12 protein-coding genes are annotated in these 13,246 nt (G+C 28.6%); 5 read left to right on the forward strand and 7 right to left on the reverse strand.

Annotated elements, in window-relative coordinates; all coding sequences use genetic code 11:
- Positions 1–68: 68 nt before the first annotated feature.
- Both OW729_RS06065 and proC read right to left on the reverse strand, forming a co-directional pair.
- Complete coding sequence (locus OW729_RS06065) at positions 69–593, reverse strand: GNAT family N-acetyltransferase (protein WP_268060577.1); 525 nt, start codon at positions 591–593, stop codon at positions 69–71.
- Positions 594–679: 86 nt separating this feature from the next.
- Complete coding sequence (proC, locus tag OW729_RS06070) at positions 680–1,486, reverse strand: pyrroline-5-carboxylate reductase (protein WP_268060578.1); 807 nt, start codon at positions 1,484–1,486, stop codon at positions 680–682.
- Between the two features lie 220 nt (positions 1,487–1,706).
- On the opposite strand from proC, the gene proB reads away from it, so the two are divergent.
- Positions 1,707–2,834 (forward strand): glutamate 5-kinase, encoded by a 1,128-nt coding sequence (gene proB, locus OW729_RS06075; RefSeq protein WP_268060579.1) that lies wholly within the window; start codon positions 1,707–1,709, stop codon positions 2,832–2,834.
- Between the two features lie 152 nt (positions 2,835–2,986).
- On the forward strand, positions 2,987–4,243 hold the full coding sequence (locus OW729_RS06080; RefSeq protein ID WP_268060580.1) for a glutamate-5-semialdehyde dehydrogenase: 1,257 nt from the start codon (positions 2,987–2,989) through the stop codon (positions 4,241–4,243).
- A gap of 36 nt (positions 4,244–4,279) precedes the next feature.
- On the opposite strand, the gene OW729_RS06085 is transcribed toward OW729_RS06080, so the two are convergent.
- The gene (locus tag OW729_RS06085; RefSeq protein ID WP_268060581.1) at positions 4,280–4,492 is read right to left on the reverse strand and encodes a DUF3006 domain-containing protein; all 213 of its coding nucleotides are present in this window, start codon (positions 4,490–4,492) and stop codon (positions 4,280–4,282) included.
- A 92-nt stretch (positions 4,493–4,584) separates the two neighbouring features.
- Positions 4,585–5,571 (reverse strand): biotin--[acetyl-CoA-carboxylase] ligase, encoded by a 987-nt coding sequence (locus OW729_RS06090; protein ID WP_268060582.1) that lies wholly within the window; start codon positions 5,569–5,571, stop codon positions 4,585–4,587.
- 270 nt (positions 5,572–5,841) lie between these two features.
- Here OW729_RS06090 and OW729_RS06095 point away from each other — a divergent pair, with 270 nt between their 5' ends.
- Positions 5,842–6,237: a CoA-binding protein gene (locus OW729_RS06095; RefSeq protein WP_268060583.1), complete on the forward strand. Its 396-nt coding sequence runs from the start codon at positions 5,842–5,844 to the stop codon at positions 6,235–6,237.
- 111 nt (positions 6,238–6,348) lie between these two features.
- Here the strand turns inward: OW729_RS06095 and OW729_RS06100 are convergent, their stop codons facing one another.
- The gene (locus OW729_RS06100) at positions 6,349–7,710 is read right to left on the reverse strand and encodes a TIGR00366 family protein (protein WP_268060584.1); all 1,362 of its coding nucleotides are present in this window, start codon (positions 7,708–7,710) and stop codon (positions 6,349–6,351) included.
- Positions 7,711–8,190: 480 nt separating this feature from the next.
- On the opposite strand from OW729_RS06100, the gene OW729_RS06105 reads away from it, so the two are divergent.
- A complete protein-coding gene (locus OW729_RS06105; RefSeq protein WP_268060585.1) occupies positions 8,191–9,132 on the forward strand; it encodes a 3-hydroxyacyl-CoA dehydrogenase family protein in 942 nt (313 codons plus the stop codon).
- Between the two features lie 234 nt (positions 9,133–9,366).
- A complete protein-coding gene (locus tag OW729_RS06110; RefSeq protein ID WP_268060586.1) occupies positions 9,367–10,146 on the forward strand; it encodes an EFR1 family ferrodoxin in 780 nt (259 codons plus the stop codon).
- Between the two features lie 134 nt (positions 10,147–10,280).
- On the opposite strand, the gene thrC is transcribed toward OW729_RS06110, so the two are convergent.
- Both thrC and OW729_RS06120 read right to left on the reverse strand, forming a co-directional pair.
- Positions 10,281–11,774 carry a threonine synthase gene (gene thrC / locus OW729_RS06115; RefSeq protein ID WP_268060587.1) on the reverse strand — a complete coding sequence of 498 codons (1,494 nt, stop codon included), beginning with the start codon at positions 11,772–11,774 and terminating at the stop codon, positions 10,281–10,283.
- A 25-nt stretch (positions 11,775–11,799) separates the two neighbouring features.
- Positions 11,800–13,095 (reverse strand): homoserine dehydrogenase, encoded by a 1,296-nt coding sequence (locus OW729_RS06120; protein WP_268060588.1) that lies wholly within the window; start codon positions 13,093–13,095, stop codon positions 11,800–11,802.
- Between the last annotated feature and the right edge of the window lie 151 nt (positions 13,096–13,246).

Below are 13,246 nucleotides of genomic sequence, written 5' to 3' on the forward strand. Positions count from 1 at the left end.
TATTATGCCTAAAATTTCTTTTCAGACAGACTACTTATCCTTTATAAATATCTATTAACAAATCATTATTATATTAATTTTTCCATCCTTATATCGTCATACCATTTTCCATTAAAATAAGTTAGATTTTTATTTATACCTATCTGTTTATATCCCATTTTTTCGTACAATACCTTTGCCTTTGAGTTGAATTCAAATACACCTAATTCGATACGATTAACTCCCTTATCTTTTACAATTTTCTCTAATTCACTTATGATTATTTTGCCAATACCTTTATGCCAGTATTCTTTATTACCTATACATAAACTTATCCAAGCTGATTTTTCATCCTTTATAAATAAATTGAAAAAATTAAAATCAATAGAAAATTCACCAATTAAAATCTGATTATGAAATACTAAATACCTTTCTTTTTCACTTCTATTATTTAATAACCATAGTTTTACTTCGTCTATTGTATTTTCCTTTAAATCTGTTTCTTTAAAATTAGGAGTTAAAAAATACTTAATCTGAGAATCATTATACCAACTTGTAATTATTCTTAAGTGATCATCTTTTAGGGTTTCAATTTTTTCAATACGTATATTCATTAATTCCTCCCTTGTTTAAATGTACATTCATTTAAATTTTTAAAATAAATATTACTATTCATTAAATTATAATTTAAATATGTACTCTATTTATTCATATTTTTTGCTTTCTCAACACATGTACCCATAGCTTCTATAACTGCCGCCCTAAATCCACTCTTTTCTAAAGAGTATACAGCTTCAATTGTTGTTCCTCCAGGAGAACATACATCATCTTTAAGCTCACCTGGATGTTTTCCTGTTTCTAAAACCATTTTAGCAGAACCATAAACAGCTTGAGCTGCTAACTTGTATGCCTTTTGTCTTGGAAGCCCTTTTAATACTGCTCCATCTGCTAATGCTTCAATAAACATATATACGTATGCTGGAGAGGATCCTGTAAGTCCTATAATTGTATCAATATCTTTTTCCTCAACAACCTCAACTTTTCCAAAACACTTGAAAATTTTCATTACTTTCTTAATATCTTCCTCTGTAACATATTCGTTGCCACACAATGCACTCATACCTTCTCCTACTAAAGCAGGAGTATTTGGCATAGTCCTAATAAGCTTAATATCCCATCCAAATAATTCTTCTGCTTTTGATATACTTATACCAGCAGCAATAGTTATAATGATGGTATTTTCATTTATATTATCTTTTATTTCTTCTATTACATCCTTATATTTATTAGGTTTAACTGCTAAAACTATTATATTTGAAAACTTGGCAACTTCTAAGTTATCTTGAGTTACCATAATACCTGTTTCTTCTTTTATTTTTATTAATTTCTCTTCAGTTGGATTACTCGCTATTATACACTCAGGGCTAATCAAATTAGAGTTAGCTATTCCTCTTATCATAGCACTCGCCATATTTCCACAACCTATAAAACCAATCTTGCTTTGCATATTTATGCCTCCTTTGATTATTCTTATTCATTGAATATTAAAATACTTTTATGATATAATTTGTTAAATTGACAGCAAAACTTTCTTAACCAACGAAATACCTTAACTACTTATTAATTATACCTTATAATAGATATATAAATACAAGTCTCTGTTTTAAATTTACATTCACTATATTTTACCATAGAAAGGGGCAAAGACTGAATATCAGTCGTTTAAAATGATTAATAGAAAAGCTTATTTGGAAAATGTAAAAAGAATAGTAATAAAGGTAGGTACTTCTACTTTAACTCACTCTACTGGGTTATTAAATTTAAATAGAATCGAAAAACTAGTTAGACAAATTTCAGATATTCACAATAGAGGCATAGAAGTTATATTAGTATCTTCAGGAGCAATCGGAGCTGGAATTGGCAAATTAGGTCTTAAAGAAAAACCAAAAACAATTCCTCAAAAACAAGCTGCCGCCGCTGTAGGTCAAGGTATTTTACTTCATATGTATGAAAAACTTTTTTCTGAATATGGGAAAATAGCCGCTCAAATACTATTAACAAGAGAAGATGTCTCTCATAGAACTAGGTTTTTAAATGCCCGTAATACCTTTTTTGCATTATTAGAACAAGGAGTTATTCCGATAGTAAATGAAAATGATGCCATATCTATAGATGAAATAAAGTTTGGCGATAACGATACCTTATCAGCTATGGTAGCTAGTATAGCTGAAGCCGATTTGCTCATTCTTCTTACTGATATTGATGGATTATATGATTCTAATCCTAATACAAATCCAGATGCAAAACTTATTAGGTTTGTTGAAGACATAACTGAAGAAATAGAAGGTTGTGCAGGAGACTCTGGAAGCAAACTTGGTACTGGAGGAATGATAACTAAAATTAATGCAGCTAAAATAGCTACTTATTCAGGCTCATCTATGGTTATCGTAGATGGTAGCACTCCTAATATTTTAAATGAAATATTAAATGGTAGCGAAGTTGGAACCTTGTTTAAAGGAAAAACTCATCCTCTTCAAGCTAGAAAACACTGGATGGCATTTAGTGCAAATACAAACGGACACATAATAGTAGATGAAGGTGCAGAAGAAGCTTTAATCCAAAATCATAAAAGCCTTTTACCTAAAGGAATTTTATTTGCAAATGGAAGTTTTGAACAAGGAGATGTAGTAGCAATCCTAAATACAAGTAACCAAGTAATTGCTCACGGTATATCAAACTATAACTCTGATGATATAGAATTGATAAAAGGCCTAGATTCCCATGATATAGAAGATAAACTAGGCTATAAAACTTATGATGTAATTATTCATGCTGATAACATGTCTATCTTTTAAATCAGACTATATTATAAAAACTATTAATTTAATATAACTCAATATATTCATGCTATTAAACATAAACTTGAATATTTAAAATACAAATTATAAGTTAAATAAACAATAAATATATCTAGTAATATATTGAAATATGAAGAGGAGGATTTAAAATGAATCAAGAACAATATGTTATTGAAAAAGCCTCTTTAGCAAAAGAAGCTGCAAGAAAATTATCTATTATAGATACTATAACTAAAAATAATGCTTTAGTTGCAATGGCAAATGCATTGATAGAAAATACTGATGAAATATTAAAAGCTAATATGCTTGATATGAAAAACGGAGAAGCGAAGGGTCTTTCAAAAGCTATGCTTGATAGACTTATGCTTGATAAAAAAAGAATAAACTCTATGGCTGAAGGACTAAGAGAAATATCTTATCTTGATGATCCTATAGGTGAAGTTCTTACTATGTGGAAACGTCCAAATAATCTTAAAATAGGTCAAATTAGAGTTCCCTTAGGAGTTATTGGAATAATATATGAAGCAAGACCAAACGTTACTGTTGATGCTGCTGGCCTTTGTATAAAATCAGGCAACTCAGTAATATTAAGAGGCGGATCTGAAGCTATAAGCTCTAACAAAGCTATAGCTAAAACAATTTCACAAGCTGCGGAAGAAGCAGGTCTTCCTAAAGGTTCTATAAATCTTATTGAAATAACAGACAGAGAAGCTGCAAATACAATGATGAAATTGAATGGTTACATAGATGTTCTTATTCCAAGAGGTGGAGCTGGTCTTATAAATGCTGTAGTTAAAAACGCTACTGTTCCAGTTATAGAAACAGGTGTTGGAAATTGTCACATATTTGTAGACGAAACTGCTAACATAGATAATTCTATAGACATTATAATAAACGCTAAAACACAAAGACCTGCTGTATGTAATGCAATGGAAAATCTGCTTGTCCATAAAAATATAGCAAAAGAATTTCTTCCTAAGCTAGCAGAAAAACTAATTCCTTTAAGCGTAGAATTAAGAGGATGTCCTATGACACAGAGCATCATTAGTTCTGCAAAATCAGCTAGTGAAGAAGATTTTTCTACAGAATATCTTGATTTAATATTAGCAACAAAAGTCGTAAACAATATAGATGAAGCTCTTGAACATATTTATAAATACGGAACTAAACACTCAGAAGCTATACTTACTAATGACTATAAAAATTCTGAACGATTTTTAAACGAAGTAGATGCTGCTGCTGTATATATCAATGCCTCAACTCGTTTTACAGATGGAAGTGAATTTGGATTTGGAGCAGAAATAGGTATAAGTACTCAAAAACTTCATGCAAGAGGTCCTATGGGATTAAAGGAACTTACGACTACAAAATACATAATTTATGGTGAAGGACAGATTAGAGAATAATGTTGCTAAGCAACATTATTCTCTAACATATTATGGCTAACTTTCAAAGAGATCTGCCATCATTTTTTCTATTTCCTCTTTTCTTTTTTTAGTTTCTTCATTATTAAAAGTAATTTTTTCATCCATATTAAGTACATATCCTTCTTTCATTTCTTTAGGAAGCATATTTCTTTTCACATTAATTATTTTTCCATCATCCAACTCAATCACAGCAAAATCCCCCTCAAACCTATCAATTACACCAAACATATTACCCCTCCTTATTTTTAAACTCTTATATCCATTTTAAATAAATACAAATAAATTCTCATAATACATCTTTTAGTAACTAATACTATATTTTAAACATATCCATTTATGCCTCTTACTGAAACCTCGCCAGACATTATCTCTTCTACTTTCCCATTACTATATTGAACAATTAGTCTTCCTTCATCACTTAGGTCCAATGCCTTTGCCAGGAGTTTTTTATTTCTTTCTATCACCTTAATTTCTTTACCTAATAATATTGAGTTTTCTTTACAAATCTTAATGGATGTATCTATATTTTCTTTGGTAATAAATTCTTCATATAATTCCTCAAAATAATTTAATGTACTACTCACCACTTCTTTCCTACTTATTGTTTTACCACTTTGTATTTTTAAGGAAGAAGCTACAGCACTTACTTCTTTAGGAAACTCTTCTTCATTTATATTTACATTTATACCTATTCCTATTACAACATAATTAACCTTATTTATTTCTCCACTCATTTCTGTTAATATACCACATACTTTTTTGCCATTTATAACTATATCATTAGGCCATTTTACAAAAGCCTCAATTCCATTTTTCTTGAATCCCATAATAACTGAAGCTGCTGCTACTTGAGTAACCTTTGGAACATTCATAGGATTTATATCTGGTGTTAATATAATAGACATCCATACTCCCTTATATTTAGGTGATACCCAATTTCTTCCTAATCTTCCTTTTCCCATGGTTTGTTCTTCTGCAATAACAACAGTTCCCTCTATCACATCTTTATTAGCAAGTTTTTTTGCTTCATTATTAGTAGAATCAACAGATTCTAAATGAACAATATTTCTCCCTATATATTTGGTATTAAGAGTATCTTTTATTTCTTCAAAAGTAAGTAAATCAGGTGAAGCTACAAGTTTATATCCTTTTCTAGATACAGATTCTATTTCGTAGCCATCCTCTTTTATTGAATTTATATATTTCCATATGGCAGCCCTACTAACTCCAAGACTTTCGCTTATCTTTTGACCAGAAATGAAATTATTTTTATTTTGTTTTAGCAACTCTATTATCTTTTCTTTCATCTATTATACCTCCCAATCTTACTAATAATTATATCATTTTATGTTTTCAAATAAACTTACTCTATATAAACTAAAATTTGTCTTTTCTATATTTTGACTATGTATTATAATATAATAAATTATATACTAATATAATAAGCTTAGTATTTTCTTTTATTACTTTTTAATTTAATATATAGGTTTATAATTAATATTATTGTAAATCATACTTTTTGTTTTAAAAAGTTGCATATTCATAATACTAGTTATTTATTATAAGGAGGCTTTATTGTGAACATAAGAAAGTTTTTTGATTATGAAAATTGGGTTGTTGTAGGAAAAGTTTCTGATACATCAAAATATGCATATAAAATTTTAAAATCTCTAGATGCAGCTAAATTTAATGTGTCAGGAGTACATCCATTAGACGAATCAGAAAATGTTTATAAATCATTAAGTGATGTACCTTATAAAATTGATGTAATAGATTTATGTATAACTCCTTCTTTAGGAATAGGTATACTTAAAGAATCTAAGGAACTTAATATAGATAAAGTACTTGTTCAACCTGGAGCAGAAAGTGAGGAAATACTAGATTATTGTAAAGCTAATGGAATAGTTGCTATAGAAGGATGCGCTCTTGTACAGTTATCAGTTTATTATAATATTGATGTAAATCAATTTTAAAATGTAAATATTTTTATATCTATTGTAATAACTATATGTATTTGTAAACTTAATATAAAAATAATAAAAAGGATGAAATTAGAATTCATCCTTTTTATTATCTCAATATCTTTATATCAATACAATTCCTAATGCTATTATAACCCCAGAACATAATAGGTCAACTAAACAGAATCCCATAATGTCTTTTGCGTTAAGTCCTGCAATACCTAGCGCTGGTAATGCCCAGAATGGTTGAATCATATTCGTCCATGCATCTCCCCAAGCAATAGCCATCGCTGTTTTCCCTAATGGTACTCCTAAAGCTTGCGCTGCTGGCATCATTATAGGAGCTTGAACAGCCCATTGTCCACCACCTGATGGTACGAAGAAGTTAACAAGCCCTGCGCTTAAAAATGTAAATAGTGGGAAAGTTGTTTTATTCGATATTGCAACAAATCCAGTTGACATTGCTCCAGCAAGTGAAACTCCAGTAGGGCCTTTACAAGTCATCATTCCCATAATTCCAGCATAGAATGGAAATTGAAGGATAATTCCAGCTGCACCTTTAGTAGCTTCGCCTATAGCCTTTATAAATCTCTTTGGAGTTCCATGTAAAATTATTGCTAAAAACAAGAATATAAAATTAACTATATCTAGATTTAAATTAAATCCTTTTGTAGCAAAATAATAAATTATATAAATTATTCCCATTAATCCTGTAAGCATTGATATTATTCTACTGTTTTCAAGTCTATCAGCTGGAGTCATATCTGCTTTAGCAACTACAGCTGCTGCTTCATCATCATTTTCATCTATTAATAATTTAGGATCTATAACTACAGTGTCCTCTTCTTTAGGCATCATAGCTTTATTTAATAAAGGAAGAATTATTAATAATGCTATTATAATTACTAAATTATATCTTGAAAATAAAGTTTGACTTGTTGGTATAGCTGTCTTTATAACCCCTGCTGTTGCAACTTCTACATCTTTTCCTCCTGTAGCTACAGTAAGAGGAATAGATGCTGAAAGTCCTGCATGCCATACTAAGAATCCTGAATATGCAGAAGCTATTAATAACCTGTAATCAACACCTTTAACTTTTTTAGCTATTTCTTTTGCAAAAATAGCTCCTATAACAAGTCCAAATCCCCAGTTTATCCAACAAGCTATAGTAGATATAACAGTCACTAATATAATTGCTTGTGCTGGGCCTTTAGGCTTACTTGCTAAATTTTGAAGTCCTCTTTTAAATGAGGGAGCATTAGCTAAGGTATGTCCAGTAACAAGGACTAATGCCATTTGCATTGAAAACCCTAATAATTTCCAAAACCCTTTTCCCCATCCAAGAATCATCCCAAGTGGACCTTGATGAGTTATTGGTATTCCTATTAGAAATACAAAAAAAGTTAATATGATTGCGAATATAAATGGGTCAGGTAAGTACTTTTGAACAAGAGATACACAACCCTGTGAAAATTTTTTAAACATATCTTCAACTCCTTTTAATTTATTATAAAAATAATATAATCATTGGTTAATTATTTAACATAAATATCTTTATTTGTTCATATATATTTATGTATACGTTTAAATAATTGTTTTGTTTTTATCAATCCATTAAAGAATATTCCGAATATATATGCATTTTTATGTTAAAAAATTTTCATAATATTTCCTTGTAAACCTTTTATACCATAATTATATATCATATTGCCCTTTAAATCTATACTTTTATGTTTTTTTTTAGAAAATATATAATTTATTACTTTAAATGTAAATCATGTTTTTAAATTGATTTTATAACTTTTCAATAATATTTTAACGATATGTATTTACTAATAATTACATATATACTATAATTATTATATAATTTGACTTAATTTAACTATTTATTTGTTATCCGATTAACTAATAATATACTTAAGGGAGGTGTATTCTGGGTTATATTACTATATAATCCAGGTAGATATGGAAATTAAAAAAGTTGCTATTATCGGTGCTGGTACAATGGGACATGGTATTGCACAACTTTGTGCAGAAGCTGGTCTTCAAGTAAGTATGTTTGATATTTCAGAACAAAATCTTAATAATGGTTTTGAAAATATAAAAAAGAGTTTAAAATTGCTTCTATCTAATGGAAAAATAACTGAGGAAGATTATGAAAGAGTAATGTCTAAAATAAGCTTAACAAATAACTTAGAAAAGGTTATTGAAAATGCTGAAATGATAGTTGAATGTGTTGCTGAAAAATTGCCTATAAAACAAGACTTATTTGGAAAACTTGATAAGTTGTGTTCACCAGAAGTTATCCTTGCTACTAATACTTCCGGTTTAAGCCCATCCGCTATTTCTCAAGATCTTGAACATCCTGAGAGAGTTGTTGTAGCTCATTTTTGGTGTCCCGCTGAATTAATTCCCCTAGTTGAAGTTGTTCCAGGAGAAAAGACCTCTACTGAAACAGTTGAAAGAACCATGGCTTGGGTAAAACAAATAAATAAACAACCTGTTAAAATGAATAAAGAATGCTTAGGCTTTATAGGAAATCGTTTGCAATTAGCTCTTTTAAGAGAAGCTATATATATAGTTGAACAAGGCTGGGCTGATCCAGAAGAGGTGGACAAGGCTGTAGAATATGGGTTAGGTCGTCGTCTTCCTGCTACTGGACCATTAAAAAGTGCAGACCTTGGTGGACTTGACATATTCTATAATATCTCTACTTACCTATTCAAAGATTTATGTAATTCTACTGAAGCATCTCAATACTTAAAACAAAAAGTAGATGCTGAAAAATGTGGAACTAAGAGTGGTGAAGGAAACTATAAGTGGTCACAAGAAGCAATAGACGATATAACAAAGAAAAGAACGGATCTTTTATTATATTTTTTAGAGCAGGACAAAATAAATAAATAAACATATAAATAATATAAGCGAAAATAAACAATATACTATTTATTTTCGCTTATATTATTTAACTTTATAATTAAAAACTTGTATAATTGTTACAACATATAGATTAATATAAGTTTTTAATTATTCATTTTCTCTAATTAACAAAATATTAATCTATTAAACAATAGGATTTCGAATTTTAATGCAGTTTAAAGAATATCATTAACTATAGCACTTTTTAAGGATGAAATGTTATTGGAAGGATTACTTGTTTATTTTAGTGGAACTGGCAATAGTAAATTTATTGCTGAATGTATAAAAAAAGAATTTAGTAAAAGAGGTCATAATATTACGCTTTATTCAATAGAGAGCAAAGCGCCCATCAATTGGTATAATTATGAATTTTTTATTTTTGGAAGCCCTAAGTATTACGAATATAGTCCATTATTTTTTATTAATTGGATTAAAAAAAATGTACCTACACTAAATCATGGGGCAAACTGTATTTTATTTTGTACAGGAAGTGCTGCCATAGCTACTAGTTTTAAATCTCTTGAAAAAATTCTTAAGAAAAAACATCTCTCTGTAGTAACTACTAAAACGTTTCAGATGCCTAATAACTATTTAATAGGGCTTTTCAACCCTACTGATAAAGATAAATATAGTATTTATTCTAAATGGAACTTTGAAAAAATTGGACTTATGGTTCAAGATTTTTTAGATAATATTTATAATATAGAAAAAATAAATCCATTGATAGGCTTTATGTGTGAAAAAGTAAGTTACTATTTCTGTAAATCTGCTAAACATAAAAGTAAAAATTTTTCAGTAAATTCTAATTGCACAAAATGTACTCAATGTATAAGAAATTGTCCTACTAATAATATTGAATTAATAGATGATAAAATAATTTTTAAAAATAACTGCGTTCTTTGTACTCGTTGTATTAATTTTTGTCCTAAAAATGCAATTATATATAAAAATAGAAAAGTTAATCAATATAATTATAATTTAAAACAACTAAACTTAAGATAATATATTAAAATATACTTTAATGTGTTAGCCAGTAATAACTAATCTCCTGACTAACACATTAAATTTTAAGCAATGCTTTTAAAAAATGTTACTTTTGAAATTACATCAATTTAATAATTTATCAAAACATAATCTTATTTTATTTCTAATAATTTTTTTATACAATTATCCATCTCATTTTTTTCACAAATTACAGTATGGATAACTTCCCTCTTGTTTAAATCCTTTATATTCTTTGGGATTTCTTCATTTAATAGCTCACTCATCTTTTCTAATAAAGTAAAATCATCTAAGTCACTATAACAATCATCTATAGAATTCATAACAGAATTAGTAAATTTATATGGGCTTGCTGTAGATACAATGACTGTTTTTCTTAAATCTTTTTGTTGTTTTTTATATTTTTCATTTACTACATAAGCAACGGCAGTATGAGTGTCTATAAGATACTTGCTTTCCTCATATACCTTTCTTATAGCATCTTTTGTTTCTTTTTCTGAAGCATGGTTTCCATAAAAATCTTGAAAAGATTTTTTCATATCTTCCTCAATTTTATATTTTCCATTCTGCTTTAATTCTTTCATTAATTTATTTATTTCTAAGGAATTTCCTCTACTTAAGGAATATAATAATCTCTCCAAATTACTTGAAATTAGTATATCCATTGAAGGAGATATTGTAGTTATAAATTCCCTGTTTTTATCATAAATACCGGTATCTATAAAATCATGCAATACTTTATTATCATTAGAAGCACATAAAAGCTTATTTATTGGAAGTCCCATCTGTTTTGCATAATAAGCTGCAAGAATATTACCAAAGTTACCTGTTGGAACAACTACATTTATGTCTTCCTTCTCTTTTATCTCATTATTTTTATATAAATTTATATATGCATAAAAATAATATACTATTTGAGGAATAAGCCTACCTATATTTATAGAGTTTGCTGAAGAAAACATATACTGATTTTTCTCTAAAATCTCTTTAAATTCATTGTCTGCAAATATCTCTTTTACTCCACTTTGAGCATCATCAAAGTTACCCTTAATTGCCACTACATAAGTATTATTACCTTTATGAGTAACCATCTGATATTTTTGAACTTGGCTAACTCCTTGTTCTGGGAAAAATACTACAATCTTAATCCCATCAATATTTGTAAAACCTTCTAATGCTGCTTTGCCAGTATCTCCTGAAGTAGCGGTAAGTATAACAATCTCTTTATTTAAATTCAATTTTTTAGCTGAAGTTGTCATTAAATGTGGCAATATTGAAAGAGCCATATCTTTAAATGCGAGAGTAGGTCCATGATACAATTCTAAGAAAAATTCATCATTTACCTTTGTTAATGGAGCTATTTCTTCTGTATCAAATTTTGAATCATAAGCTCTATTTATACAACTTTTTAATTCGTCTTCGGTAAAATCAGTAAAAAATTTACTCATAACAAAATAAGCAACTTCTTTATAATTCATTTTTGATAATTTATTAAGGTCAATTTCTACTTTAGGAGTTTCACAAGGAACAAATAATCCTCCATCCTCTGCAATTCCTTGTAAAATTGCTTCTGATGATTGGACTTTCTTTTCATTCCCTCTTGTACTTTTATAATAGATTCTATTCATAGCGTCCACTTCCTATCTACATAAACTATCCTTTATAACCATTTTCAACTCTTATTACATTATCTATTTTTTGAACACTAGAAAGCTCTTTAATTTCTTCTAAAGATTTCATCATATTGCCTTCAAAAGTCTTATGTGTAACAAATACTAAAGTAACATATTCTTGTCCCTTTCCCTTTTGAATAACAGATAAAACACTCACATTATTTTTTCCTAAAATAGTTGTTATTTCAGCTAGTACACCAGGAACATCTTTTACAGTAGTTCTTATATAATATTGAGTTTCTGCGTTCTCTATATTATTAACCTTCTTTTTAGAAACTCTATTAGGTTTATCTACAACTTTATTTAAATCCATATTATTCCTCAATATAGATATTACATCTCCAACAACAGCACTACCTGTTGGTAAATCTCCTGCTCCTCTTCCATAGAACATTAAATCTCCAACCGCATTTCCTTTAATTAGAACTGCATTAAAAGAGTCATTAACATTTGCTAATGGGTGTCTTGCTGGAATCATTGTAGGGTGAACTCTAAGTTCTAGAACATCATCTACATCTTTTACAATTGCTAATAGCTTTATTACATATCCAAATTCTTTTGCATATTCTACATCTATAGCTTCTATGTTACTGATTCCTTCTCTGTATATTGAATTTACATCAACTCTTTCACCAAAAGCTAATGAAGTTAAAATTCTAAGCTTATATAAAGGATCATATCCTTCTACATCTGAAGTAGGATCTGCTTCTGCATACCCTTTTTCTTGAGCTTCTTTTAAAGCATCATTAAAACTCATATTCTCTAAATACATTTTTGTTAAAATGTAATTAGTTGTTCCATTTATTATTCCAACAATTTCTTTTATCTTATTGGCTGTTAAGCACTCTTCTATTCCATGAATAATTGGAATTCCTCCTGCAACACTAGCTTCATATCTAAGAGCTACGCCTTCTTCATCTGCCATATTTAAAAGGTCATCCCCTATTGTTGCAATGGCCAACTTATTAGCTGTAACCACATGTTTTTTGGATTTTATAGCTCTTTCCATATAATCTTTTGCAGGTTCCATTCCACCCATAACTTCTACTATTATTTTTATGTCATCATCTTCAAAAATCTCATCTGGATTTGTTGTAAAAAGATTTTTTGGTACTTCTGCCCCTCTATTTTTATTTAAATCCCTAACTAAAATCTTAGCTACTTCTACTTTGTAACCTGCTCTCTCTGTAATTTCCTCTTCATTGGAACTTAGTATTTTCCAAACCCCACTTCCAACATTTCCAAATCCCAGTAATGCAATCTTTACCTTATTCATTTTTTTGCCCCCTTAAATTTATATATATTTATTAGGATTTGTTTCAAATAAATATTTTTAAATTAATATTTACTTAAAACTACCTTTATTAACTATATTTTTTAATTACTTTGCCCCAAGTTATTATATATTAATAAAATTACGATTTAAA

Origin of the sequence: Clostridium brassicae, from assembly GCF_026738875.1 — a bacterium.
Lineage (GTDB): Bacteria > Bacillota > Clostridia > Clostridiales > Clostridiaceae > Clostridium_H > Clostridium_H brassicae.